General features: G+C 50.3%; 38 protein-coding genes and 1 pseudogene. 22 read left to right on the plus strand and 17 right to left on the minus strand.

Annotation, left to right across the window (positions count from 1 at the left end; genetic code table 11):
- Nucleotides 1–116 precede the first annotated feature (116 nt).
- Nucleotides 117–542, plus strand: coding sequence for an RNA polymerase-binding protein DksA (dksA, locus tag M2406_RS03295; protein WP_012006363.1), 426 nt, complete (start codon nucleotides 117–119; stop codon nucleotides 540–542).
- Nucleotides 543–714: 172 nt separating this feature from the next.
- Nucleotides 715–1,668 (plus strand): prolyl aminopeptidase, encoded by a 954-nt coding sequence (pip, locus tag M2406_RS03300; RefSeq protein WP_259188660.1) that lies wholly within the window; start codon nucleotides 715–717, stop codon nucleotides 1,666–1,668.
- 31 nt (nucleotides 1,669–1,699) lie between these two features.
- On the opposite strand, the gene M2406_RS03305 is transcribed toward pip, so the two are convergent.
- Complete coding sequence (locus M2406_RS03305; protein WP_012006365.1) at nucleotides 1,700–1,930, minus strand: DNA polymerase III subunit theta; 231 nt, start codon at nucleotides 1,928–1,930, stop codon at nucleotides 1,700–1,702.
- Between the two features lie 375 nt (nucleotides 1,931–2,305).
- Here M2406_RS03305 and ftnA point away from each other — a divergent pair, with 375 nt between their 5' ends.
- The 4 genes from ftnA to M2406_RS03325 all read left to right on the plus strand — a co-directional run bounded on the left by ftnA (nucleotide 2,306) and on the right by M2406_RS03325 (nucleotide 4,827).
- On the plus strand, nucleotides 2,306–2,824 hold the full coding sequence (gene ftnA, locus M2406_RS03310; RefSeq protein ID WP_012006366.1) for a non-heme ferritin: 519 nt from the start codon (nucleotides 2,306–2,308) through the stop codon (nucleotides 2,822–2,824).
- Between the two features lie 323 nt (nucleotides 2,825–3,147).
- Complete coding sequence (gene yobA, locus M2406_RS03315) at nucleotides 3,148–3,531, plus strand: CopC domain-containing protein YobA (protein ID WP_012006367.1); 384 nt, start codon at nucleotides 3,148–3,150, stop codon at nucleotides 3,529–3,531.
- Nucleotides 3,532–3,534: 3 nt separating this feature from the next.
- Entirely contained in the window at nucleotides 3,535–4,416 is an 882-nt protein-coding gene (gene copD, locus M2406_RS03320; protein WP_259188666.1) for a copper homeostasis membrane protein CopD, read from the plus strand.
- A gap of 69 nt (nucleotides 4,417–4,485) precedes the next feature.
- On the plus strand, nucleotides 4,486–4,827 hold the full coding sequence (locus tag M2406_RS03325) for a YebY family protein (RefSeq protein ID WP_259188667.1): 342 nt from the start codon (nucleotides 4,486–4,488) through the stop codon (nucleotides 4,825–4,827).
- Nucleotides 4,828–5,151: 324 nt separating this feature from the next.
- Here the strand turns inward: M2406_RS03325 and M2406_RS03330 are convergent, their stop codons facing one another.
- From M2406_RS03330 to M2406_RS03405, 16 genes and pseudogenes are all read right to left on the minus strand, one after another.
- Nucleotides 5,152–6,231, minus strand: coding sequence for a tyrosine-type recombinase/integrase (locus tag M2406_RS03330; protein ID WP_259188669.1), 1,080 nt, complete (start codon nucleotides 6,229–6,231; stop codon nucleotides 5,152–5,154).
- Nucleotides 6,203–6,475 (minus strand): excisionase, encoded by a 273-nt coding sequence (locus M2406_RS03335; RefSeq protein ID WP_075203547.1) that lies wholly within the window; start codon nucleotides 6,473–6,475, stop codon nucleotides 6,203–6,205. Before M2406_RS03335 ends, M2406_RS03330 begins: the two co-directional genes overlap by 29 nt.
- A 62-nt stretch (nucleotides 6,476–6,537) precedes the next feature.
- Nucleotides 6,538–8,175, minus strand: a complete 1,638-nt coding sequence (locus tag M2406_RS03340; RefSeq protein ID WP_259188673.1) for a class I SAM-dependent methyltransferase — start codon at nucleotides 8,173–8,175, stop codon at nucleotides 6,538–6,540.
- On the minus strand, nucleotides 8,172–8,426 hold the full coding sequence (locus M2406_RS03345) for a DUF551 domain-containing protein (protein WP_259189927.1): 255 nt from the start codon (nucleotides 8,424–8,426) through the stop codon (nucleotides 8,172–8,174). The genes M2406_RS03340 and M2406_RS03345 overlap by 4 nt, the downstream gene beginning before the upstream one ends.
- Nucleotides 8,409–8,879: pseudogene (locus M2406_RS03350) on the minus strand (class I SAM-dependent methyltransferase); the annotation flags it as partial. The pseudogene M2406_RS03350 and the gene M2406_RS03345, both read right to left, overlap by 18 nt.
- On the minus strand, nucleotides 8,876–9,163 hold the full coding sequence (locus M2406_RS03355; RefSeq protein ID WP_129983075.1) for a hypothetical protein: 288 nt from the start codon (nucleotides 9,161–9,163) through the stop codon (nucleotides 8,876–8,878). The pseudogene M2406_RS03350 and the gene M2406_RS03355, both read right to left, overlap by 4 nt.
- Nucleotides 9,153–9,521: a hypothetical protein gene (locus M2406_RS03360; RefSeq protein WP_259188675.1), complete on the minus strand. Its 369-nt coding sequence runs from the start codon at nucleotides 9,519–9,521 to the stop codon at nucleotides 9,153–9,155. Before M2406_RS03360 ends, M2406_RS03355 begins: the two co-directional genes overlap by 11 nt.
- Nucleotides 9,518–9,844, minus strand: coding sequence for a hypothetical protein (locus M2406_RS03365; protein ID WP_259188677.1), 327 nt, complete (start codon nucleotides 9,842–9,844; stop codon nucleotides 9,518–9,520). Before M2406_RS03365 ends, M2406_RS03360 begins: the two co-directional genes overlap by 4 nt.
- Nucleotides 9,834–10,145, minus strand: coding sequence for a hypothetical protein (locus tag M2406_RS03370; protein WP_259188679.1), 312 nt, complete (start codon nucleotides 10,143–10,145; stop codon nucleotides 9,834–9,836). The genes M2406_RS03365 and M2406_RS03370 overlap by 11 nt, the downstream gene beginning before the upstream one ends.
- Nucleotides 10,146–10,366: 221 nt before the next feature.
- The gene (locus M2406_RS03375; RefSeq protein ID WP_259188681.1) at nucleotides 10,367–10,930 is read right to left on the minus strand and encodes a siphovirus Gp157 family protein; all 564 of its coding nucleotides are present in this window, start codon (nucleotides 10,928–10,930) and stop codon (nucleotides 10,367–10,369) included.
- Nucleotides 10,927–13,308, minus strand: coding sequence for an exodeoxyribonuclease VIII (locus M2406_RS03380; protein WP_259188682.1), 2,382 nt, complete (start codon nucleotides 13,306–13,308; stop codon nucleotides 10,927–10,929). The genes M2406_RS03375 and M2406_RS03380 overlap by 4 nt, the downstream gene beginning before the upstream one ends.
- Before the next feature lies 1 nt (nucleotide 13,309).
- Complete coding sequence (locus M2406_RS03385; RefSeq protein ID WP_259188683.1) at nucleotides 13,310–13,564, minus strand: hypothetical protein; 255 nt, start codon at nucleotides 13,562–13,564, stop codon at nucleotides 13,310–13,312.
- A gap of 80 nt (nucleotides 13,565–13,644) precedes the next feature.
- On the minus strand, nucleotides 13,645–13,977 hold the full coding sequence (locus M2406_RS03390; RefSeq protein WP_259188686.1) for a hypothetical protein: 333 nt from the start codon (nucleotides 13,975–13,977) through the stop codon (nucleotides 13,645–13,647).
- 223 nt (nucleotides 13,978–14,200) lie between these two features.
- On the minus strand, nucleotides 14,201–14,395 hold the full coding sequence (locus M2406_RS03395; protein WP_151428378.1) for a hypothetical protein: 195 nt from the start codon (nucleotides 14,393–14,395) through the stop codon (nucleotides 14,201–14,203).
- Between the two features lie 61 nt (nucleotides 14,396–14,456).
- Nucleotides 14,457–14,939, minus strand: a complete 483-nt coding sequence (locus M2406_RS03400; RefSeq protein ID WP_259188692.1) for a hypothetical protein — start codon at nucleotides 14,937–14,939, stop codon at nucleotides 14,457–14,459.
- A 183-nt stretch (nucleotides 14,940–15,122) separates the two neighbouring features.
- Nucleotides 15,123–15,530 (minus strand): helix-turn-helix domain-containing protein, encoded by a 408-nt coding sequence (locus tag M2406_RS03405; RefSeq protein ID WP_259188694.1) that lies wholly within the window; start codon nucleotides 15,528–15,530, stop codon nucleotides 15,123–15,125.
- A gap of 82 nt (nucleotides 15,531–15,612) precedes the next feature.
- Here M2406_RS03405 and M2406_RS03410 point away from each other — a divergent pair, with 82 nt between their 5' ends.
- The 16 genes from M2406_RS03410 to M2406_RS03485 all read left to right on the plus strand — a co-directional run bounded on the left by M2406_RS03410 (nucleotide 15,613) and on the right by M2406_RS03485 (nucleotide 23,297).
- Nucleotides 15,613–15,846 carry a Cro/CI family transcriptional regulator gene (locus M2406_RS03410; protein ID WP_259188696.1) on the plus strand — a complete coding sequence of 78 codons (234 nt, stop codon included), beginning with the start codon at nucleotides 15,613–15,615 and terminating at the stop codon, nucleotides 15,844–15,846.
- Nucleotides 15,824–16,312 (plus strand): toxin YdaT domain-containing protein, encoded by a 489-nt coding sequence (locus tag M2406_RS03415; protein WP_259188698.1) that lies wholly within the window; start codon nucleotides 15,824–15,826, stop codon nucleotides 16,310–16,312. The genes M2406_RS03410 and M2406_RS03415 overlap by 23 nt, the downstream gene beginning before the upstream one ends.
- A complete protein-coding gene (locus tag M2406_RS03420) occupies nucleotides 16,305–17,216 on the plus strand; it encodes a DnaT-like ssDNA-binding domain-containing protein (RefSeq protein WP_259188699.1) in 912 nt (303 codons plus the stop codon). Before M2406_RS03415 ends, M2406_RS03420 begins: the two co-directional genes overlap by 8 nt.
- A gap of 4 nt (nucleotides 17,217–17,220) precedes the next feature.
- The gene (locus M2406_RS03425; RefSeq protein ID WP_259188700.1) at nucleotides 17,221–17,703 is read left to right on the plus strand and encodes a replication protein P; all 483 of its coding nucleotides are present in this window, start codon (nucleotides 17,221–17,223) and stop codon (nucleotides 17,701–17,703) included.
- Nucleotides 17,704–17,717: 14 nt separating this feature from the next.
- Nucleotides 17,718–18,101, plus strand: a complete 384-nt coding sequence (locus M2406_RS03430; RefSeq protein WP_259188701.1) for a hypothetical protein — start codon at nucleotides 17,718–17,720, stop codon at nucleotides 18,099–18,101.
- Nucleotides 18,098–18,610: an HD domain-containing protein gene (locus M2406_RS03435; protein ID WP_259188702.1), complete on the plus strand. Its 513-nt coding sequence runs from the start codon at nucleotides 18,098–18,100 to the stop codon at nucleotides 18,608–18,610. The genes M2406_RS03430 and M2406_RS03435 overlap by 4 nt, the downstream gene beginning before the upstream one ends.
- Nucleotides 18,610–18,840 (plus strand): hypothetical protein, encoded by a 231-nt coding sequence (locus M2406_RS03440; protein WP_089187280.1) that lies wholly within the window; start codon nucleotides 18,610–18,612, stop codon nucleotides 18,838–18,840. Before M2406_RS03435 ends, M2406_RS03440 begins: the two co-directional genes overlap by 1 nt.
- Complete coding sequence (locus M2406_RS03445; protein ID WP_259188704.1) at nucleotides 18,837–19,487, plus strand: HNH endonuclease signature motif containing protein; 651 nt, start codon at nucleotides 18,837–18,839, stop codon at nucleotides 19,485–19,487. Before M2406_RS03440 ends, M2406_RS03445 begins: the two co-directional genes overlap by 4 nt.
- Nucleotides 19,477–19,887, plus strand: a complete 411-nt coding sequence (locus M2406_RS03450; protein WP_259188705.1) for a hypothetical protein — start codon at nucleotides 19,477–19,479, stop codon at nucleotides 19,885–19,887. The genes M2406_RS03445 and M2406_RS03450 overlap by 11 nt, the downstream gene beginning before the upstream one ends.
- Nucleotides 19,888–20,157 (plus strand): hypothetical protein, encoded by a 270-nt coding sequence (locus tag M2406_RS03455; RefSeq protein ID WP_259188706.1) that lies wholly within the window; start codon nucleotides 19,888–19,890, stop codon nucleotides 20,155–20,157.
- Nucleotides 20,158–20,339: 182 nt separating this feature from the next.
- Nucleotides 20,340–20,492 (plus strand): Hok/Gef family protein, encoded by a 153-nt coding sequence (locus M2406_RS03460; RefSeq protein WP_207214209.1) that lies wholly within the window; start codon nucleotides 20,340–20,342, stop codon nucleotides 20,490–20,492.
- 339 nt (nucleotides 20,493–20,831) lie between these two features.
- On the plus strand, nucleotides 20,832–21,029 hold the full coding sequence (locus tag M2406_RS03465) for a hypothetical protein (RefSeq protein ID WP_259188711.1): 198 nt from the start codon (nucleotides 20,832–20,834) through the stop codon (nucleotides 21,027–21,029).
- Nucleotides 21,030–21,086: 57 nt separating this feature from the next.
- The gene (locus M2406_RS03470; RefSeq protein WP_259188712.1) at nucleotides 21,087–21,686 is read left to right on the plus strand and encodes a DUF1367 family protein; all 600 of its coding nucleotides are present in this window, start codon (nucleotides 21,087–21,089) and stop codon (nucleotides 21,684–21,686) included.
- A complete protein-coding gene (locus M2406_RS03475; RefSeq protein ID WP_259188713.1) occupies nucleotides 21,683–22,336 on the plus strand; it encodes a phage N-6-adenine-methyltransferase in 654 nt (217 codons plus the stop codon). Before M2406_RS03470 ends, M2406_RS03475 begins: the two co-directional genes overlap by 4 nt.
- Nucleotides 22,333–22,617: a DUF1364 family protein gene (locus tag M2406_RS03480; RefSeq protein ID WP_049235565.1), complete on the plus strand. Its 285-nt coding sequence runs from the start codon at nucleotides 22,333–22,335 to the stop codon at nucleotides 22,615–22,617. The genes M2406_RS03475 and M2406_RS03480 overlap by 4 nt, the downstream gene beginning before the upstream one ends.
- Nucleotides 22,617–23,297, plus strand: a complete 681-nt coding sequence (locus M2406_RS03485) for a bacteriophage antitermination protein Q (RefSeq protein WP_259189928.1) — start codon at nucleotides 22,617–22,619, stop codon at nucleotides 23,295–23,297. Before M2406_RS03480 ends, M2406_RS03485 begins: the two co-directional genes overlap by 1 nt.
- Nucleotides 23,298–23,315 lie beyond the last annotated feature (18 nt).

The following is a 23,315-nucleotide window of genomic DNA, read 5'->3' on the forward strand; positions in this document are numbered from 1 at the left end:
AGCGAGTAGTTTTGTTAATCGATTGTTTATAGGTGCAATTTTGTTTTCTTATGCATGGCTGTTTAATTATTATGATATGTTATAATATAACAATTAAATGATAACCGGAGAGCGCTATGAACGTTGTGACCTTACTAAACCAACAGCAGCTCCTGGCCATGCCGGAGTCTGATTACATGAACCCGGCGCAGCGGGCGTTTTTCCGCCAGCGCTTGCAGGACGAGCAACAAAAACTGTTGCAGCACATTGAAGCGCTGAAGAGAGATATCGACGGCGGCGAGGTGTCCGGCGACGAAGCGGACAAAGCCGCCCGCGAGGAAGACTTGCGATTGCTTTTCCGCCAGTTGGATCGTGAAAGCCGCCTGCTGCCGAAAATCAGTGCGGCGCTGACGCGATTACATAACGGCGAATACGGCTATTGTCGTGAAAGCGGCGAGCCTATCGGGCTGGCGCGCCTGTTGCTGCGGCCGACGGCGGAGCTAAGCATTGAAGCCAAAACCGCTCAGGAAATGCGTGAGCCACATCTGCGTAAACGGGGCTAAGTTCGCGGCTGGCTACGCGTGGCCAGCCGGTATTTTGCCGTCAGTTCGTATTCATTTTAAGCAAACGCACCCTAACTTGTTGGGGAGGGTAGGAGTTTTCAGGTTTTACCGTTGACCAAATGAGTGGCTTCGGCTTTTATGAGGGTATGACCCACTCAGAGACGGAAGCGCCATGGAACAATTAAGAGGTTTATACCCGCCGTTAGCAGCATACGACAGCGGTTGGCTGGACACTGGAGATGGCCACCGGATCTACTGGGAGCTGAGCGGCAACCCACAGGGTAAGCCGGCAGTCTTTATTCACGGCGGGCCGGGCGGTGGCATTTCCCCTTATCATCGCCAACTGTTCGATCCGCAGCGTTATAAGGTGTTGCTGTTCGATCAGCGTGGCTGCGGCCGTTCCAAACCGCACGCCAGTCTGGACAACAACACCACCTGGCATCTGGTGCAGGACATTGAACGGCTGCGCGAAATGGCCGGTGTCGATCAGTGGTTGGTGTTTGGCGGCTCCTGGGGCTCGACGCTAGCCTTGGCCTACGCACAGATCCACCCGCAGCGCGTTAGCGAAATGGTGCTGCGCGGTATCTTCACACTGCGTAAGCAGGAACTGCATTGGTACTATCAGGACGGTGCTTCGCGCTTCTTCCCGGAGAAATGGGAGCGCGTGTTGTCGATTCTGTCAGAGGAAGAGCGTAAGGATGTGATTGCGTCTTATCGCCAGCGCCTGACCTCACCGGATCTGCAGGTGCAGCTTGAGGCAGCGAAGCTGTGGAGCGTGTGGGAAGGGGAGACGGTGACCTTGCTGCCAAGCAGCGAGTCGGCATCTTTTGGTGAAGATGACTTTGCGTTGGCGTTCGCCCGCATAGAAAACCACTATTTCACTCATCTGGGCTTCCTGGAGAGCGACGATCAGCTGCTGCGCAATGTCCCGCTGATCCGCCATATTCCGGCGGTGATTATCCATGGTCGCTACGATATGGCTTGCCAGGTGCAAAACGCCTGGGATCTGGCCAAGGCCTGGCCGGAGGCGGAACTGCATATCGTCGAGGGGGCCGGACACTCGTTTGACGAACCGGGTATCCTGCATCAGCTGATGCTGGCCACCGACAGGTTTGCCGCCAAGTGACATGAAGCCCGCCATCTCGGCGGGCTTTTTACTATTTGGACTTCGGCTCGTACGGCAGGCGTGAAAACTTGTGTGATTCGACGCGGTAATGCGCTACGCGTTCGCGGAAATAATCACGCAGGTGCGCCGGCTGTTCACGCTCAACCATTTCCGGGATCACCGGCATATTGTAGCGTTCTTTGAATGCCACGCCGGAAGCCGCGAGATCAACGTTCACTTTGTCCATCTCTTCTTTGGAAAGCTCTGCCAGATTGTAACCCACCGTATTCTCCTTACAGTTACCGCATTGGATCAGCGCAGAAGGTAATGCACCCGGCGGCGCTTGGCAAGCCTGAAGCGCAGAAGGGGAGTTAAGTACAAAGAATGACGGGTGGTATGAAGGGTTATTTATTACACTGACGGCAATGCAATCTATTTATTATCATAAATAAGAATGATTCGCTTTTTGATTAAATATATAGATGAAAATAGTTATCATAATTATTTAAATGAATAATTTGTGTTTTTTATAACCCATTGATAGTTAATGTTTTAAAAATTAAATCATCAATGATGTAAATCAGGTGTGTTTATTTTGTTTTCATCAAGGCATAATGCGGAAAAATTAAGTTGAAACCTGCAAAATAAAGGAATGATTATGCTGACGCCTGAAATGACCAAAAAGCTGAATGAGCAACTGAACCTGGAGTTTTACTCTGCCAACCTGTACCTGCAAATGAGCGCATGGTGTAGCGATAAAGGCTTTGAAGGGGCCGCCTCATTCCTTAAGGAGCATTCTCAGGAAGAGATGCAGCACATGCAACGCCTGTTCGAATACCTGAGCGATACCGGTTCCTTGCCGCTGCTGGGCAGCATCGCTGCACCGCCGGTTGAGTTTGCCTCCCTGGCGGATGTGTTCCAACAGACTTACGAACATGAGCAACTGATTACCCGTCAGATCAACGAACTGGCGCATGCGGCAATGACCGCCCACGATTACTCGACCTTCAACTTCCTGCAGTGGTACGTTGCCGAGCAGCACGAAGAAGAGAAGCTGTTCAAATCCGTGTTGGATAAACTGGCGCTGGTGGGTAACAGCGGTAATGCCCTGTTCTTCATTGATAAAGATCTGAAGAAAATGGGTGCGGCCGGCGAAAGTGCTAACGGCCAGGTCTAATTACCTTTGTTAAAAAACCGCGTACCGGCCTTGCCTGGTGCGCGGTTTTTTTATGCCCTGAGTTTAACGCGGTTATGCAGCGATATGTGCTACCAGATCGCAAAATGCCAGCGTTCTGCTCGACTTGCATAATGACACTCGTTATCATTTGACCCGATACGCTACAGGGATGGTAGAGAGTTAAAACAGTGGGTTACTGGTTAATCCCTTCTTCTGTTTACCCGTGGCGCAATCATCTGCGGTGGGTTGGGCTGCTGATACATCGCCCTGGCGGTTGGCCTTAATCCTTATCACCCTCGATTATTGCTTTAAGGGATATCACTGTGATTGGTAAAATTCGTTCTTCTTATCGCCTGCTTTCCACTATTTTCGTACTCTTTGTCGGGCTGTCCTCACAGCAGGCGCTGGCGCATGCTCATTTGAAAGTTGAGACGCCGGCGGCAGATGCCAGCGTTAGCCCGGCGCCGAAAGTGCTGACGCTTAACTTCTCCGAAGGCATCGAGCCTAACTTTAGCGGCATTAAAATCACCGGGCCAGACAACGCCGAAGTGAAAACCGGCAAGTTGCAGCTTGATGCGAACAACAACACCCAGGTTAATCTGCCTATTGAGGGCGACCTGGCAGCAGGAAAATATAACGTCAGCTGGCATGTGGTTTCGGTCGACGGTCATAAAACCAAAGGCCAGTACAGCTTCACCGTAAACTAAACCATGAGTCTGGCGACCCTGTTTGTCCTGTGTCGCTTTGTGCACTTTGCGGCGGTGATGCTGATGTTTGGCACCAGCCTGTTCACCGCCTTATTGTCGCCGCAGCGCCTTTCCCCGTATCTCACCCGTGATGTGCGTCCTTTGTTGGTCTCTTGCACCTGGCTTGCCGGGCTTTCTGCCGTGGCGCTGCTGGCTATTCAGGCCGGGCAGATGGGCGACGGCTGGGCCGATACCTGGCGGCTGGACGTGTGGTGGGCGGTACTGGGCACCACCTTCGGTGAGGTCTGGCGCTGGCACCTGGGCATTTCATTATTGGCGTTGCTGAGCCTGTGGCTGGCAGAACCGCGCCGCACGCAGCTTTTGGCATTACTTTCCACACTGTTGCTGGTCAGCATGGCATTCATCGGCCATGCAGCAATGCATGATGGAGCGCTCGGCGTAGCGCATCGTTTTAACCACGCACTGCACTTGTTGGCCGCCGGTTACTGGTTTGGCAGCCTGCTGCCGTTGCTGGTTTGCCTGCGTTATCTGGCTCAACCGCAAAGCCGCAGCGATGCGGTCACCACGCTGATACGCTTCTCGCGTTGGGGCCACCTGGCGGTTGCGCTGGTGGTGTTGACCGGTGTGATCAACAGTTTGATTATTCTCGGCCGTTGGCCGCTGGATGTCGATTCACCTTACCAGCGCCTGCTGCTGTTCAAAACCGTACTGGTGGCGCTGATGGTGATGGTGGCGTTGGCCAACCGTTACGCCATCGTCCCGGCAATGAGCAGCATGCCGCAGTTGGCACAGCGCGGGCTGGTGCTGGCCTGCTGGATTGAAGTGGGGTTGGGCGCGGGCGTGCTGCTGCTGGTCAGTTTATTTGCAACTTATGCGCCGGTGTAACATTGCGGCTTGCCGGATGCCCCCAAACTGCGGGAAAATTGAATCAAATAGCAACCTTAAGGCCACAACATGAAATCGGCATTACTTGGCATAACGCTGTTGGCAACCGCGACCGGTGCGCTGGCGGCAGATCAACTGGTGAACATCACCAAGCTGGAATACGGCAAACAGTGGGCGTTTACCAAAGAAGAAGTGACGCTGCAATGCCGCAGCGGCGGTGCACTGTTCGTGCTCAACAACAGCACGCTGATGCAGTACCCGCTCAACGAAGCCGCAGAGGTGCAGGTGAAAGCAGGGCAGCAGCGCGCCCAGCCGCTGGAGGTGATCCTGCTCGATGACGCCGCCAATCCGGGCCATAAAATGAGTGTTGAGCCGTACCGTGAACGCGCCGAGAAGCTCTGCGCGAACTAATCGCTTATCACACAATGACTTAGTTTGGGGTTAACCGGTGATGGAAATTGCGCCGAATTAATTTCACTGCGAAACTATCACTTGCCGTGTGGCTGGCTGGCAAAAATAGCGCGGTAAGCTACTCTTAAAGTGCACGGCTGAACAAGCTTTGCACAAAATGCCAACTTTTAGCGCACGGCTCTCTCCCAAGAGCCATTTCCCTAGACCGAATATAGGAATCGTATTCGGTCTTTTTTTATTTTCCTTTAAAATCAATTACTTATTTCGTTAATTCCGAAATTCTCCGAAATTTCTCCGAATTTCCATACCCGGTCTTTTTTGTTATTACAGCAAGGTAAACACTTTTTCACGCACATCCAAGTACTTTTCTGTCATTTTTTCTGACTTATGGCCGAGCAGTTTTTGTGCAAAATCTTTGCCGTATGCTTTCTCATAAAGACGCCCGGCGAGGCTCCGGATCTCGTGAAATGTTGGCGGATTATCGCTCAACTCAATCCCGGCATTTTTGCGTGCTTTCACGAATCCTTTGGTCAGGCTGTCCGGATGAACTGAACCATCTGGGCTATTTTTTCGAATGCCGGCACTCACCAAATAATCACAGCGGCTGACTAGGCGGCATCGGTCGATCACAGTACCAAGTTTCAGACCTGCGCTGTTCAGCGCCAGTGACAATGGTATGGCGATCATCGCCCCGGTTTTCACCTGGATTATATGTAACCGGTCATCATAAATATCGCTAAACCTCATACCGGCAATGTCCTCGCGTCGTTGCCCGGTTACCAAGGCCAAATCTATTGCAAGACTGAACCATGCAGGCTGTTGTTCTGCCGCATGGTGAATGCTTTGAAACTGTTCAAGCGCCAGGCGTTGGCGTGACACTTCAACTTTTGGCGCTCTGGTTGGTTCTACAGGATTGACTGAAACGTGCCCCTCCACGATAGCCTCCCTGAACATATCTGAAAGCACCGAACGTAATGTTCCCGCCATAGTTTTCTTCCCCTCAACAATCCACGGTTCTAAAAATTGCGCGATGTGTCGCGTTGTGATCTGTGAAAGCACCATATCCCCCATTTTTGTACCGATAGTTTTCATGTGGCCGGCCCTAACCTTATAGGTGTTTGCTGCCAGATCCCGGCGTTGCAATATCACCTCGTAACGTTCCAGCCATTCGGCGAGGGTAAATTCATGCTTACCCATTAACTTTTCCATCAGAGCAACCGGGGTGAATTGTTGCTCGATATAATTATTGGCCTCGATAGCTTGGGCAATCGCATCCCTGCGAGAAATTTGCCCAAGAGGGATCTCCACTTTCGTTGCAGGGTTCCGCCATGCGAATGATTTGCTGCTTCTGCGATAAGTCAGATTTTTGGGTAAATTAGCGTCGTATCTTTTTCTCTGACTCATTGATTAATCTCTCCAACAACGGACTTTTTTTACCAATGCGGCCATTAGGCTGATGTCGCTCTAACTTCATACCGCATTTTTTTGGTTTGATATAAAAGGCATCGGGATCAACTTTGTACTCGCGTCCTTCCAGTTCTGGTGCGGGGTAAATGTTTCCATTTCTCACCCATCGCCTCAGTGTTCCTACACTTGGTGGCTCGTCGTAGTATTTGTTCGCCCATTTGATCAGAGAAAGTTTTTGCATACTCACCTCATGACCGGCCTGTACTGTACGTTTTTGGCCGGAGTAAAACTGAATCATGAAATTCACTTACGGTCAGCTTTCAGGAGAACCACCGAAACGCTGGTACCGTCGAACTCGTTATCAATAAGGCCCGACCAGGAACAGGACCACCCGGGCAAAATATCTTTCCTCTGCATCCCACTGGGCAGGATCGCCACTAAGCGGCCACCCGCGTTGACCAGGCTTGCTGCTGCTTCTACGTGGGCTTTGGCGCGTCCTTCGCTGAAAGGTGGGTTCATCACTACCTTGTCGAAGCGTTTGTCGGTGGTTTCGGCCCATTTGATGAAGTCGGCCCGTTCAACGGTCAGGCCTTTAGCTTCCAGAACGCGGCAATGCAGGGCAGATATTTCTACGCAGTAGGTTTGGTCTGCCGGCATCAATACGGCAATACTTCCGGTTCCAGCGCTCGGCTCCAGGCATTTATCTTCCGGCTGTATTTCAGCTTCGGAGACAGCCCAATCAGCTAGGGATTCTGGGGTAGGGTAATACTGGTGCGATTTCTGGTCAGGGATGCAGCCAGAGGCTATGATCTCATCTAAGGCGCTGCCCGGTTCGTAGTCGAACTCCCAGATCGCGATATTATTGTGCGGCCCGGCCATTACCTTCACTCCACCGAGGGTTTGCAGTACTGCTTCTGCCTGCGCCCGGACTGCTTTATCGTTACCGCCGTTATAACTAAATGCTCGATTGAACGGGTTCGTCGTCAGAGGTTGGCGCGGCTCTTCCCATCGATCGGCACGCCATGGTGTATGACGCTCGGCTTTCATTGCTGCGAGTTCACCAAGAACAACAAACGGCAATGGTTTAGCCATCATCACGAAGTCTTTGAGCTTGCGCTTCGGTTTCTGGCGGAACTGCGGCGGGATCGCCATCGGGTACAGGTGCGCCAGAATGCAGTTCAGCCGCCACGCCATTTCAGGATGGACTTCCAGATGCGCCGTGCCTTTCAGATAGGCACGAATGCGCAGCGCACCACCGTCAATTGTCACCCACTCGCCGTGACGATGACGAGCCGTGTACAGCACGGTATCGGTTGCCGCCCACTTCGGCTCGTCGCGCCCCATGAATTTGGCGATGATAATGCGCAGATCCTGAATGTAGCCTGCTGTTCTGTATTCTGTGTGTCCGTACTCGTTGAACACCCGAGCGATGATCATGCGCTTACCAAAACCTTCAGGCCGGTTTGTAACGTGGTCACCGGACAGGGCGCGGAAAATGCCGTCCACGCGCTCAGAGAAAAACTTTTGCCGCGAGTTCAACAATTCCATGATTGTTGGCCGCACTGTTTCCTCTTCGAAATCTGGGGTCTTCATTTCCCGGATCTGGTCGTTCCACTCCGTACGGCGGTTATTCGGCATGTGCTCGTAAACGTCGGTCATATTCAGTGCTTTTTGCCAGAAGGTGGAGTTCAGGCTGGCGATGGCTCCTTCGAGTTTAAAAAGTTCGCCGACACTCCTAATATAATGTCGGCGATCCTGATTCCCCTCCAAGAAGTGATGAACCGATGCATGGTGCGAATTAATCAACCCAGCCATCATTTCTATATCTGCCCGGAGTTGCTTGTACTGGCCGATAAGAGAATCAACCAGGTCGGTAGATGCAGGGGCGAAAAACGCCCCGTCTAATACTTCACCGTATAGGGTTTCGATTACTTCGCTCATGATCCGCTGACCTTAGGTGCCGTGGGTAGTGGCATCCAGTGGGTGATCTCTCGGCCTTGCGTCGGCGTTCTGGGAAACTCATCTGGATAAAGCACACCCCCTTCCATTTCAGCGCAGTAGATAATCCCGCCCTCTTGGCACACAAGTACCACGTCGCCTTCTTCCGGCATCGTCTCATCGCATGGGATCCAGCCCCCGGCTGTGGTGCTGGTGGTTGGCTTAGCCTTTCCATTACCTTTAACGAAGACGATCCAGTGTGTTTTATCGTTCTTGCCGGTGCGCTGCCAGATAGCCGGTTTCTCATCGGTTAGGGCGATGATCTGGCTAACCGGTATCTGTGTTTCGTTCCATTTGAAGATCAGCACGCCGTGTGGCCGCAACACGCGGAATGCCTCACTGAACCCAGCACGAAGGTCATTACGCCAAGTGCTACGGTCGAGCTTCCCGTATTTCTTACCCTGCCAACCTTTAGGCCCTACGCGCTCCAGGTGGGGCGGATCGAATACGACAACAGAGAAGGTGCAATCGGCGAACGGTAGCGCGGTGAAGTCGGCGATCAGGTTCGGGGTAATAACCAGTGGGCGACCGTCACACAATGTGTGTTTTTCGCTACGCTTATCGATGAATACAACCCGCTCATCCTGCTTATCGAACCAGAACATGCGGGAGCCGCAGCACATATCCAGGATAGATAACTCGCTCATGGCTGTACCTTTTTCCCTTCAAACTTAGTGCCGCAGAAAGGGCAATAAGACATGAGCACGCTGTTTTCCAGATTGGTGCAACGTACTTCTGGCGAGCCGTTTTTCTTTGCTTTGCGATAGCGGAAAACGTACCTGAGAGAAACTGGCGACCAATCTCCCGCGGCAAAAACAAACCCCTGATTCTGGAAACCGGACTCTTCGACTTCTACGCAGTTATCTTTAACCGCATCACGGAAGCGCTGATCAAAGTCGCCACTCAATTTTTCAAAGCACTTACAGGCCATTAGCGATCTCCTTTTTCAAATCAATAGCGCGGCATTTACGGCCCAGATACCAACCCCGACGAAGCCAGCGGCGGATCTTACGCATGGATTTTTTGTCACTCCGGACAAGCTCGGGGTAGCCGCCATATTTCACAGTACGAGGGCCGCGTTTTAGGTCAGCATCTTCAAACCCGCACTCAATGATTTCCTCGCGGTAATACGCAAGCCATTGCTGGAGGTTGCAACTAGGGCAGGGGATTTCTCCACCGATATCAAGCCATTTCCCGTGACCGCTATCGGCATCCCAGAGGTAACCATCACAACAGATACTGTCCGGGTAATGAGCGCCGAACTCGTAACCTTGGTAACCGCAACTCATAGCTTGGACTCCTGTTTGAATGTCGTTACAGCCCGGACCATAGCTGTGTCATCGTCAGTGGTACGCGGTGCTCCTGGCATCACGGAGCGGAACGCGGCGAACCGACCATCCCAGATAAGGCGGTCCCACTCACCGCCGCTGTCTTTGTAGATAATGAGCGCCGGCAGCGTGCCTAAGATGGCCTGGAGTTCGGACAATACTCGTTCTGCGCCGTTGGTCACGGTCATGGTTGGATTGGCATCGTCATACAGATCCCATATGCGCAGGAGCTGAACGCCGTCGTATACGGACAATTCAGAGCGGTACACCGGTTTATTGCTCATCGGCGCTTTCCTTGCTGATCGCTTGTTTCAACACGTCGGCATACCAAACCTTGTTGCAATACTGGAATATGTCTTCTTCTCGCTGAATCCATATTCCTGGTGCAATGGCAAAGGCGATCGCCTTACGCATGGCTTGGTTCTCCTTCATCAACTGCTTTATATCGCCGTTAGCCAGCATCACTCCGGGGATCTTTCCGTTTTCAATCAGGGAATACATTCGGTTGGCAAAAATTTCGCGACCTTCGCGGTGGTGTAATTCAGATGCGGAGGCAATCGCCTCAATAATTTCTTCTCTGTTCATTTTTTCGGTGCCCTATTATTTGATGTTTGCGGGGTATTTATTCCCGGAGGCAACTCTATAATTCCGAAGTGCCGCCGGTACCCGTTGCGCATTTGCCAGATAATTTCTTTTGTGTGGTCTTTAAAATCATCAGGCTTTGTTCTTCGTGGGAATAAAAGTCTGTCGCCGTCGTCATTCATATTTGCCGTCTCAGTAAGCGGCCATTGCTGGCCGCATCTGGCTTAACGCACTTGTAAAGTTGGTGAACCTGTATCGAGGTGAGCGCCGGGGATCGATTTGAGCAATTCCGGATCTGGTTCTTCGCCGGCAGCGCGGGCCGCTTCGATTTTTGTGGACAGAGCCTGCAATGCTTTCTTCAGTTCGTCGTTCTTTGTGGTGGTGACCACTTCGGTATGAGACTCGACAAACTCGTCCGGTAACAAATCCACATCGTCAATAACAAGGCTGGTGCTGCCTTTCCGGGCGGTGAATGTATTCAAGGTCGTTTTGAACGTTGTACGATCGGACAGTTGGAGGCATTCCAGCAGATACTTTTTGAGCGCGAAGGACTGGCGATCCCAATGCTTTTTGCGTTCAGACATACGAGCTGCTTCTTTCTTGCAAGCCTCGGCCTTGGCATCGAAATCACGGATAACGCGCATGGTGGCGTCGAATTTATCCTCCATCATCCCTTCAATACCTTCGAGGGTATCGGCGATCATTTCTGGGGTGAGATCCCCGCCATCAGCGGCGAGAGATTCCAGTTTGCTAATTTCTAAGGCTAAATCGATTGTGCGAGCGCTCATGCGGCTTTCTCCTGCAATTTAGTGAGGCATTCGGATTTAACTTCTTCGAGGCGGCGCAAGCGGCCTTCAAGGTATTTGGCGTATTCGGTGTCACCCCTTTCGCGAGCATCTTTGAGGTGAATGCCCATGACGCGAGTGAGCGATGAAGCAATGCCGGATATTTCATTCGGTGTAACCGCGTCCCGCATGCTTTTGGTGTTGGCTTTGAATTTCTCGTCCAGTTCTTTACGAATGAGCGTTACATCCTCGGCCTTATCACTGGCATTAATGAGATCGAACCGAATGGCGTTCTCTTGCTTATATTCGGCCTGGTCATACAGCCCCAGCCACACATCAGCGGAGAAGCCGAGAAGAGAGAGTGCTTTCTTGATGGCATCGGTGAGTGATTTCTTCTGCGCCTCACCATCACAAGTAATTCCGTGCTTGGTTTTGTATAGGTATTTTGTAGCGCCATATGCTTCAACTTCGCCGCGTACATCCCCTTCGATGGCGTACCAAAATTTAATTTTGATGCTGTGGTTTTGTTCTGTAATCAGAGTGCCGTCACCATCTCGCAATATGCGGTTGCCGATAAATTTCTTATCTTCGTAGATGGCTTCGCTCATTGGTGCACCGGGGATCATGCGATCTTCTATTACTTCGAAACCCCAACCGGTACCGACGGGCCCGAAGATTTCAGTTGCACGCATAATCATGTACTCAGCGTTGATGCTCGTTCCGTCAAAGCCAGCACCAGCAAGGTCTTTTGTGTAGCGCGGATCGGTACGCATGACACTGCGCCAGATTTTGAGGTTATCTCGGCTCTCTCCTTCTTTCTCAGCGAGGTCTTTTTCCAGATCGGAAGCGATGGATTGGAAAGCAGGTGCCTGCGGTTGTGCCGCTACTACTTCTGTTTTTACGACCTCATTTGAGGGGGCTGCGGCTTCTGGCTCGGGTTGCTTCGTTACCAAGCCTTCGACCGAGTAGAGACCGTCCCCATGGCTTTTCACCACGCCCTGTTCGTCAGTGTTTTTCTGCGGTACCGGCGGGTTATCTTTCAACGCCTGGTATTCTTCTTTGGTGATTTCTTCGCAGCCCTGAGCGATCACGGCTTCCAGTTTTGCCAGTTTATTTGCGCGACCAACTTGCCCGTCGGCGGTGCGGTAGTAAAACGGGCCAGTGCGTTCTACCGGTGTTCCATCTTCCAGATTTTCCGACGCAACGTTCGTATCTGGTTGTTGTGCTCCCACTGTGCCGATCGCTGTCTGCTCATCTGCCAGTGCGCCAGCAGCGCTCGCCGAGTTCTGTTCGCTTTCTTCATTGCTATAAGTCTCACCAGTGATCCCACAGGCAACAGCAACAATGTGCGGGTCTGGGTTAACGTGATCGGTTTCAGTCAGTGTTTTATTAATGTACTCAGCCAATTTACCCGGCGTGGCTTCGATGTTGTCCGGCGCGGTTTTAACGGAGTAGATAATCATTGCGCGGGAAAAGTCCAAGATGCCTGGCGAATTGCGGTATACGCTGAACAGCGCAGGGAATGGGCGCTCTTTCAGTTTGATGATCTCGCGGGCGCGGTTAATGTATGCTCCGCGCAGGTTGTAGATATCGAAATCCATAGCACGGGCAACGAGGCCAAGAGCAACTTCAAGCTCGAGTGAGTCGAAATCGTGTTTAAAGCCTTCACCGCGATCTGTCAGGTTGCCGCCGCCGGCAGTTGCACCAGAAGGTACACGCAACTTTTCTTCAGCGGCGTTCTGACGCGCAGTGTCGACCAGGGATACCGGTGCAGAAGTATCCTTGCGCTCTTCGTTGCGTTGTTTTAACCAGCCAGCCAACACCGCTTTGATCTCAGGCCACTTTTTAGTGGGAGGGCATTTCTCGCGGATATAATCGATAGCCTCAATAATGCGTTCGGGGTACATGGCGGCAACGGCTGGCGTTTTTATGATGGCATCGGCGATGTGGCTATCAAAAGTGTTCGCGCCATCCTCTTCAATTGCACCGGTCAACTGGTCACTGGTGATTTCGGTGGTGCGGTACTTAACAAGCACAGCTACGCGAAGAGACGCGGATAATTTACCGAACTCAACCGGTTTGACTTGGGTGGTTGGTATGGGATGGCCCACTTCGTCATTCCATTCAAATTCGTAGAGGAAATCCTCGTCCCAAAATTCAAATTTAGAGCAGGGAATGCCGCCGGCACAAACGTAAATTTTCAGCTCGAATTCGGTATCGTCGGCGTCTGGGAATTGCTCCATGAAATACAGGGTGGCTTTTGCTCGAGCCTGTTTCTCATTCGCCGCATAAAAGGAATAAGCGACTCGACGAGCGCCATTTTCTTCAACGGCCTGTTCGCTGGGATACCAGCAGGATACATATAATTGTTTGTCAGACATTTTATTCTCCATTCTTTACGGATTCATAAGTGGTAATTAATTTTTTCGCTATATCTTCGGGTAAAACGTGATAGAGACTTTCTTGGTCACAAACTTCCAATTGCCCAATCATGTAAATAGCTAGTTCCTCAGTGGTGAGGTAACCATTGGCTAATAACTCCATGATCATTTTTTTCATTGCACTGGGTGCGATGCTTAATGTGACTTCATCACCGTTGGTTAGTGATAGTTTTTTAAATGCGAGTGTTATATCCAATTTTCATCCCTCATTTATCAGGTTGAATACTCGTTAAGTACTCATGCTGATAAATGCCCCGCGTTAACGGGGCGCAGAAATCAATTTACTGAGCGCGAGCTGTTCATGGCTGACTTCATAAGTGCAGCCATAATCGCACCTTCAAAAAGGGAGTCGCGTTTATTTCCCGCTTTAGCAAGTTCAACGCCTTCGACTGGGACTCCGGTATGTGCTGAGAAGAGTGCTTTCGCTGCACAGGTAACACAGTCGACCTCTGGGCATTCACCAGCAGAAGTAAATGGGGTAACTGTTTCGTCGTTAATTGCGATGTACCCAATGGTATTACCCGCAATGCTGATTTGGCGGACTTCACGATCTGCCATTTTGATAACAACATCAGATTTAAACTCAACTGCAAAATTTAATGATTCCATGATTAGCTCCAGAATAAATTTAGATTGTGATAATCCCTACCGGGTTATCGGTATTTAAAAAAGGTATCTAATTACAACTATAAATCGCGGTCGGTATTACATCCGCAAACATCAATTTGAATTATAAAGGGGATAACTAATCCCATAGCAACTACTGAAACAACAACGAAAGTTAAAAATGATATTAATAGTAAGGTTTGTGTGTCCATACTTACCCATACAATCAGTGAATTAATGGTTGACCACGTTTGTCCAAGCAAATTTCCACCATCAGGTCAGTAATGCGAATAGCTTCATATAAATTGAATAAATATAACTTCCCGCCTTTATTTACTGATGCACGCCACGTTTTCCCTTGGTGTTTCACTAACATGCCTGGCGCTACGCATTGGCGGATAACTTCTTGTGTTCCGTACATTATCTTTCCTCCAACTTGATATGCTTTTGTTAATTTCTAACCTCGTAGGGTGCGACGAATGCTAGCTTCTGGCGAAAGAGGCGATTGAATAACACCCGTACTTCATGTCTGCGAGTGAGAGCCAGCCTAGGCAGTAGCGTTTGGCGCACTCAATATTGATACTCGATACAGGACGGCCAACATGAAATCGACCGTAGCTGCCTGGTTTGTCGGTGACTCCTGAAATGACCTTGCCCAAAACAGTCTTTTTAGCTGTGGCCATTGGGGGGGTAATCGTCATGTTCATCTCCAGCGCTTCAGTGTGAGCGATTTCGATAGCTGCGTTAAACTCCATAAAATATTGAGAGAGCCATTTAACGTAACTACTGAAGGCCTTCTCAAAAGCTGCTGAGCCGTCCTTGTGCAGGGACAAGAATGCATTTGGTGCACCATATTGGTTCAGCACCAGCGCGGTTTTGCCACCATTGCGCCCCTGAACATAGACATTTGCGCTGACGTTAGCGCGGCACTCATTCAGGATTGAGAAAAATTTAGCCTTGTTCATCGTGTAACCCTCTGCTGTGTGGTTTGCCTTTGTCGCCAGGCTGGCGGAACTTGTTAACTGAGAAATCACTGTGTGGTTTCGATGGGATGAGATTAGCTATTGCTAAGAATTAGATCAACAAGAAAATAAGCTATAACTTGAAAAAGTGGCAAAAAAAACCATAACGCATTGAAAAATATTGCGTTATTTTTTTTGGCTGCGTTTCTTCGCTTTTAAGAGTTCTTCGAGCAGATTTTGGTTGTTTACGACCCTGGCTCGGAGTTCGTTAAGAAACTCATCTTGCTCTGTATCCGTTATCGCGTTGAACAGATCAAATAACTCCTGCTGGCGTTCGTCCAGTTGGACCAGTTCGTCACTCGGTTCTTCTGGAGTTTTACTCTCATCTCCAAAAAGAATCCAAGCAGATGGGCACCTGAGAACTTTGCATAAGGCGTGCAGATTCTTCCCTGTCGGCTCACTGGTATCCCTTTCCCACTGAGACACCGATACATCGGAGATCTTTAAGGCTTTTGCGAGGGATTTTTGTGTCAGACCAAGGCTTTTGCGACGAGAGCGGATGCGCTCTCCAATAGTCATATCTTGTATTGTCATAGTTAGCTAATACTAATATCCCTTGATCAAGTTATGGCTTGTGTATATCTTATTAGCTATGGCTAATTTATGAGGTTGAAGTATGTACACAAGGGATGCGCTCAAGTTTTTTGGAAGTAAAAGCAAGCTGGCATTAGCAGCAGGAGTCAAACTTCCGTCGATCTATAAATGGGGTGAACTTGTTCCGGAAGGTAGAGCAATGCGCCTTCAGACGGCTTCCAATGGGTCGTTAGTTTATGACCCAAGATGTTACGACAGTCATGTTAAAGCAAAAAGGGAAGGGGAACTGAATCATGAAAATCAGTCCTCCGATTGAGGCCGTAGCCGCCGAACTGGAGGCTTGGGCACTTGAGGATGGTTGGAAATCTGTCGGGATGGCTATAGCGGATCAATATCACGCCTCCGGTGGTGGGGACATTCTGCCGACCACTGATACCGGGAAGGGACTGGTTAACGCCACTCAGCGCGTAAAGCGGATATTTCGCGGTTACGACGGCCCAAGGTATGCGCCTCAGGCGGAAAAGTTAAAAGCTGCGGCGCTGGCTGTTATGCCGGCAGAGCGCCGGGCTCGCATTGAATCGCCTACGGATCCTGTGTGGTTGGCTGCGGTGGCAGCGCGAGAAGGGATCGAGGCGGTCAACGCTGTAAATCTGGGGGCGGCACCAGCTACAGCGCTGAAAGAAATCAACGACGCCATATCTGCGTTCATTGCTATCAAATCAGCGATCGAGCTGCTTTGTTGCACTGATGCGCGGGAAGTATACCGGAGTAGTTATGCGTGATTACGGCAAAGTGCATACATCATTTTGGATTAGCGATGGCATGCGTCAGGTATCTGATGATGCACGACTGCTGGCTTTATATCTGCTGACTGGGCAGCACACCAACATGATCGGGTGTTTCCGTCTACCTGATGGTTATGTTTCGGAAGACTTGGGTTGGCCTTTCGAAAGGGTTTCGAAAGGGTTTGATGAGCTATCAAGTAACGGTTTCGCAACCCGTGATTCAACTTCGAAATGGGTGCTTATTCGTAACTTTATGGAATGGAACTCGATAGACAATCCCAATCAGGGAATTTCGGCACTGCGGCTGTTTACTCAGGTTCCAGATAATACCAGCTTAAAACCACTATTGGCGCGGGTTCTGGCTAATGCCATATCTCACATTGACTCGGCGAAATTAAAGGGTTCTGAAAGGGTTATTAAACCGTTCCTTAATCAGGAACAGGATCAGGAACAGAATAATAAAACCCCACACAACCCGCAGGCGCGGGAAAGTGATTCTTCGTCTGACGATCAGCCATTCCAGATATTTGACGGTTGGTCGCCAGCAGGATTATCGCAACAGGAATATACCCAGGCAGAGTTGGAAAATTTTGTTTTGTTCTGGCATGCCGGAGGGCAGGTATTCAACCAAGCCCAGTGGGAGCAAAAATTCGCTAGGAGTGTTCAACGCTACCGAGAACACGCAAAAACCAAAAAGTCAGGAGGTTCACATGCAAAACAAAACACCACGAATGCCAACGCCTTCGAGCAGGTACGGGCCGGACACAACGAGTGGCGGATCAGCCAAGGCTTGGCTCCTCTGGGAGACGATGACGAAGCTGTATGGCCCCAAGTGGACCCGAAAGAACGGGGCGGCACCCTCCACGATTTGGACCCAGACGATTTCACGGTTCTCGGATGAGCAGTTGGATTTTGCCGTGAAGCGCTGCCTGACCCGTTGCGATGAGGGAAACCATTGGCCCCCTGATTTGGCGGAGTTTATCGCCATCGTTGGTGAATGCGGAGCTAATCCGTTCGGGCTATCTGTTGGGGATGTGGTGGCTGAGTACGAGCGCTGGCGCAATGAGTCCTGGCGCTATGACAGCGCCGAGAGTTTCAACTGGCATCACCCGGTACTGTTCCAGATTTGCACTGAAATTCGCCGGATTGGCGTTGAGCGAAAGCTGAGACAAAACGAGTTAGTCACATTGGCCGGGCGGCAGTTAGCGAAATGGGCGAAGCAGGTGGCTCTTGGGTATTCCGTACCACCGATCCGTAGGGCTAAAGCACTCGAACACCGTCCTCCGGGAGAATCGCAAGTAGCGGACAAAGACGGCCGTTATCAGCAAAAGGGTAGGGAAATGCTGGCAAGGATCCGCGCTGGCATGGGTAACAAAAACACAAAATAATTGGGAGAAAATTAATGAGCAGAATTACAACCAGACAACTCGTCGAACTGATCCAGGGTAAGGATCTGAACACCAGCGAAATTTATGCGCTGGTGCAGGAGGCATACCCCGGTAATAACCTGACCAGCAACGTGCTGATCACTCGGCTGAAATCTATGGCCTCATCCCCTAACGTTGAAATTATCGTCAAAGGTCGTGGGGCTAAGGCACGTTACAAACTGATCAGCACCACTGAGAGATATCTGGAGTTGGCGGAAATTAATTATCGGTCGAATGCCCAGCCGGTCAGGTCAGACAAGACACTTTGGCATTTCAATCCCGTAGAGCTGCGTTTCTGCCACATGCACAAGCTGTTTGATCAGGTGCTGGCCAGCGTGCGCGGGAGGGCGTCAGCATGAGTATCGCATTTAAAGCAATGACCTTTGCACGCAAGGCGCACGCCGCACAGCGGCGTAAGTACACTAATAACCCATATATCGACCACTTGGCCGAGGTGGCAGGGATCGTTGCAACGGTGACTGATAATCTCTCTTCTCAAATTATGGTGGCCACGGCATGGTTGCATGATTGCGTTGAAGATCAAGGCGTAACTGAGAACGAATTGAGGGAGCGATTCGGTTCTATTGTAGCCTCTGGCGTTATGCTGTTGTCCGATTTAGAAACCGGAAATCGTGCCGAACGGAAGGCTGCTAGCCGTGTCCGTCTTGCTGCCGCGCCAAGATGGGTGCAGACCATCAAAGTTGCTGACCTGATAAGTAATACGGCCAGCATTGTAGATCACGATCCGAAATTTGCCGTTGTATATCTGGAAGAAAAACGCCTGCTATTGGAGGTAATGACTAATGCCGATCCGCGCCTGATGGAGATTGCCAGGGAACAGAGTTTTTTAGTGGAGGAAGGAAGCTGATGAAAAACAAACTTGCCGATCTGGTAAATCACCAGTTCATGATGCTGGAGAACCTCACCGATCCATCATTGAAAGGTGAAGCGTTGTTGGAAGAAATTTCTCGTGCTAAGGCTGTATCGGAAGTGGCGGGAACGATGATTCAGACATACCGCGTGGCGCTGGATGCACAGAAAGCCGTGTATGACGGCTATGCCGGCCGAGTGCCGAGAGTATTGGGGATCGAAGAATGAGCCAAAAATATACGGACGCGCAAAATTTATTCCTGAAAACCCATTGCAAAGGGAAAACATTTCGTGAAATTACCGATTTGTTCAACTACGAATTTGGGACAAATAAAAGACCAGGAACGATGAGGGAGGTGTTACGTCAACGTGGGTTAGATCGGTATGCTGCAAAACAATATCGTTATAGCGATCAGCAATTAACTTACCTTTTTGCTAATAGGGCTGTTGGGTGGAAAAATTTAACGCAGATGTTTAATGAGCGGTTTGGCGCGAAAAAATCCGTTGACTCTATCAAGGACGTAATGGCTAGCAGGGGGTGGAATCAGAAATGTAGGCACGGAACAGGGAAGGGGCTGAAATATATTTATGCTAATGGTAAAAGAATGCGCATCGACGTTTACGTATGGGAGTGTGTCAACGGGCCGCTTCCCACAGGTTACGGCGTTATTCATTTGGATAATGATGTGCAAAATAACCAGATTGGTAATCTCCGGCTCGCACCGTTGCACATCAAATCGATGTTCATACGAGCAGGCTATGCCGATGCACCGAAAGTCTTGGCACCAGGGCTATACGCAACGGTGATGCTGAAGAACCTGATTGGAAAAATTGAGAGGAGACAATCTGGGCAGGGGGCAAAGCGTGGACAATAAGTTTAGAAAATTAGCCCGGGAAATTGTGGAGGAGCTGGTCGATTGTGGTTGTGCGGACCCAGAACCTGTTCAGCAATATCTTACATGGACAGAGAGGAAGCTACGTTCCGCCCTGTTGGCAGAGCTGGAAGAGAAAGAGAAGCGCATCGCTGAACTGGAAGCCATAGCCACCGATTACGCTGGCAAATTTCAGAAAGCGCAGGATGCAGCCAAACACCTGATCATCATGAATGACAGCGCTCAAGTTGAAATCGCACACCTGAAGGTGATGCTGGCTACGCCGGTGCGGTTGCCTGATGCTTATCAAACATCGTGTAGTGAGTCCGAAAAGTATCTATGCCCGGTTGAAGTAGCTGAAGCTATCCGCGCCGCTGGCTTCAAGTGCGTGGGGGATGAATAGATGACCTTCAATCAATGGCTTGAATCAGAAAACAGATTCCCGTCAGATCGCCTGCGTATCGATCTGAAAGCTGCATGGGATGCCGCGCAAGCCAATGACCGGCTGCGAAAGCCAAGAAGGAAGAAGAAATCATTACCGGTTATCGTACCGAAATCCGTTTACCTGGTTATCTACGAGCAATGTGAAGGGTTCGTGGAGGTTGGTGCAGACCCGCAGGTGATATGGGATGCCTGCCGTGCAGCTCTGGAAGAGGTACAAATCGATGAATAAAGTGAGTAACCCACTGATATTCGATATACTCCCCGGCGGGTGCTTGAGACTATCTGTCTCGAGCATTAGCAAAAGGCAGATAGAGAAAAGCCCCAAGTGACTTTAACATCAACTTGAGGCCCCTTATGCTTCGCAACGTAAAGGTAGCCTCTTACATGCCGAAAGGCAAGGAGAAGAAGGCTATGAAGCAGCAAAAGGCGATGATAATCGCCCTTATCGTCCTCTGCATTACCGTGATAATGGTGGTGCTGGTTACACGAAAAGACCTTTGTGAGGTTCGTTTCCGAAACGGCCAGGCGGAGGTTGCTGTCTTCACAGCTTACGAATCTGAGTAAGAGCAATCGGCGGGGAGAAATCCCCGCCACTCTTTGTTGTTGGGCGTAGGCTCTCAAGCACCCATTCATCACTCCTATTGAACTGAGAGCCTCGCAATTTTCGCTTCGTCTTTTACTCGTCATCAACGCACAAAAAACAAACAACTGATTGAATTTTATCGACTTGATCAAAAACACCACAATCAGCACTGGAGAATATTACTGTAATTATATACAGTGTTTATATGCTCCCTATCTCAAATCGGTCCCAGGGCGTTTGAGATTATCAGGGGTATCGGCTTAACTATCGGAACGCGCGAAGGAAAGTAACGGACCCCCTCGAACATGCTGGAGAGAGTAATGATCATACCTGACCACTTGGTTCGTGGCCTAAGTAACAGCACAAGACCTGTTGTGCTTTACAGGAACGAACGCGGCGATTTTATTTATGGTTTTGTCATGCGTCCTGACGAATTTGTAACCAGCTTAAAACAAATGGGCGAAGCGCGGAAAATGGCAGGGTTACCGACTGTTGATGATGCCGGTAATCCGCTATAATCTATAGACAGGCCTGAACAGCCTACTGAGAAGTTACTGTGCCACCGGAGTATTCAGATGGCACAGATCCAGCTACAAAAGATTGGCCCTGCAATCCTGACCCCGGCAACGCCCGAGGCCAGCGAATTTTTACAGCGTATTAGGCTCGGCGAGTGGATACACGCCGACTTTAAGCGTGTCCGCAATTACAAGTTCCACAAGCGTTTTTTCAAGCTTCTACAGCTCGGCTTCGAGTACTGGAACCCGACCGGTGGCGCAATTCTTCTCGAAGAGCGCAAGCTGGTAAACGGATTCGTCGACTATCTGTGTCGGCAGGTTGGGCAGCAGCATAGCGTTGCGCTTGCGGATGCTGCCGAACAATATCTGTCTGATACTGCGCACACCCGCACTGGTGATTTAGCCCTCCTGAAATCTTTTGATGCCTACCGTGAATGGGTGACCATCCAGGCAGGGTATTACACCGAACATGTCTATCCCGACGGTAGCCGTAATCGCCGTGCAAAATCGATCTCGTTTGCCAATATGGACGAAATCGAGTTCCACCAACTCTACAAATCAGCGCTGAATGTACTCTGGAATTTCATTCTGTTTCGGTCGTTCAAATCTCAGGAAGAAGTCGAAAACGTTGCGGCTCAGCTACAGGAGTACGCAGCATGAGTTTAAACCCGTATTGTCAGGCTCTGGCCGAACTTCGAAACCGTCATTCGCACATGCTGAAAGAGGTCGGCGATCAATGGCGTACCCCGGATGATCTCTGGTGGGGGATTAATGCGAAATTTGGTCCATTTTCACTTGATCTGTTTGCTGATCACCATAATGCAAAATGCGAATCGTATTACACCGCCGAAGATAACGCATTGGCCCAGGATTGGTCGGTACGTTTGGCCGAACTCGGCGGCGCAGCATACGCCAACCCACCTTACAGCCGCGCCCAGCAGCATGAAAACCAGTACATCACCGGAATGACGCACATCATGCAACACACTATCGCTATGCGTGAGAGCGGCGGTCGTTATGTCTTCCTCATCAAAGTTGCAACGAGCGAAAGCTGGTGGCCTGAGAACGCCGATCATACCGCGTTTATTCGTGGGCGAATTGGTTTCGATCTTCCCGATTGGTTTGTGCCGGCAGACGATAAGCAGAAACCGACAGGAGCCTTCTTTGCAGGAGCAATCGCTGTGTTTGATAAAACGTGGTCTGGCCCTGCGGTCAGTTACATCAGACGTGAAGAACTGGAAACCATGGGGCAAATGTTCCTGGCGCAGATCCGACGGGCAGCGATGAAATTAATCGGAGAGGCGGCATGAGAAATATCTACCGTAATAAAAAGTGGCTTGCTGCTGTCGGGCAGATTGAACAGTGCGTTTTGTGTGGTACGTGGGGAACTCAAGTTGCTCATCGTAATGAAGGCAAGGGCATGGGACTGAAAGTTGATGATTGCGCCACTGCGGCGATCTGCGTGTGTTGCCACGATAGCATCGATAATGGCAATAAGCTCTCACGAGACGAGCGCCGCCAGTTAATGGACCGCGCTATCGTTCTGACCTTAATTCAGATTGCCCGCCGTGGGCTGGTGGTACCGCAATGATGAACGAACAGCAACTTGAATATGTCCGCATCAATCTACGCTCTGCACTGGTGGATTCATCGGGCGGAACGAAAGGGCAGTTAGAGGCATTTGCTGAGCATCCACCGGCAGATAAAGAACGAAACCCACGAAAACCGGTACATGTCGTTGCACTGGATGATGGTCGGGGAGGTGTTCGGCAGGTTAAAGCAGAAAATTCAGCGTTGTATGTACTGGAAACTCGCAGCAGGCGTAGGCCATTACCACCGATAAACGAGTGTGAATTTGCTGCGGCACCTTGGCGCAGGGTTGTAAATTTACTTTCTGAACATGAACAAGCATGGGTACGTTATTGTTATGGACACAACCTGGACTTCAAACTTCAGACCCTAATTTGCCAACATGTATGGGAAACTTACGAGAGGGAGCTGGAGGGCGTTAAACTTCAGAAACGGGTAAGGTTACGGCTAATCTCATTGGTTTGGCTGGCGGTACAGGACGTTGCAGCGAAAAATAAGAATGATGAATACAGAGAATATGCAGCGACGGCATTGGCAAACCTATTGGCAATAAACCGCGATACTTGGTATCAAACATATGCTGTTCCTTGGCGAACGTTAAAGTCGATTGCCTCGGCGTTGGATGAAGGGGCTTTGGTGGAGGTGAAAGGAAAAGTGGTTATTGTCGACGCAGAGGATTGATATTGCAAAACCCGACAC

Source organism: Serratia sp. BIGb0163, from assembly GCF_024809935.1.
Taxonomy (GTDB): Bacteria; Pseudomonadota; Gammaproteobacteria; order Enterobacterales; family Enterobacteriaceae; genus Serratia; species Serratia quinivorans.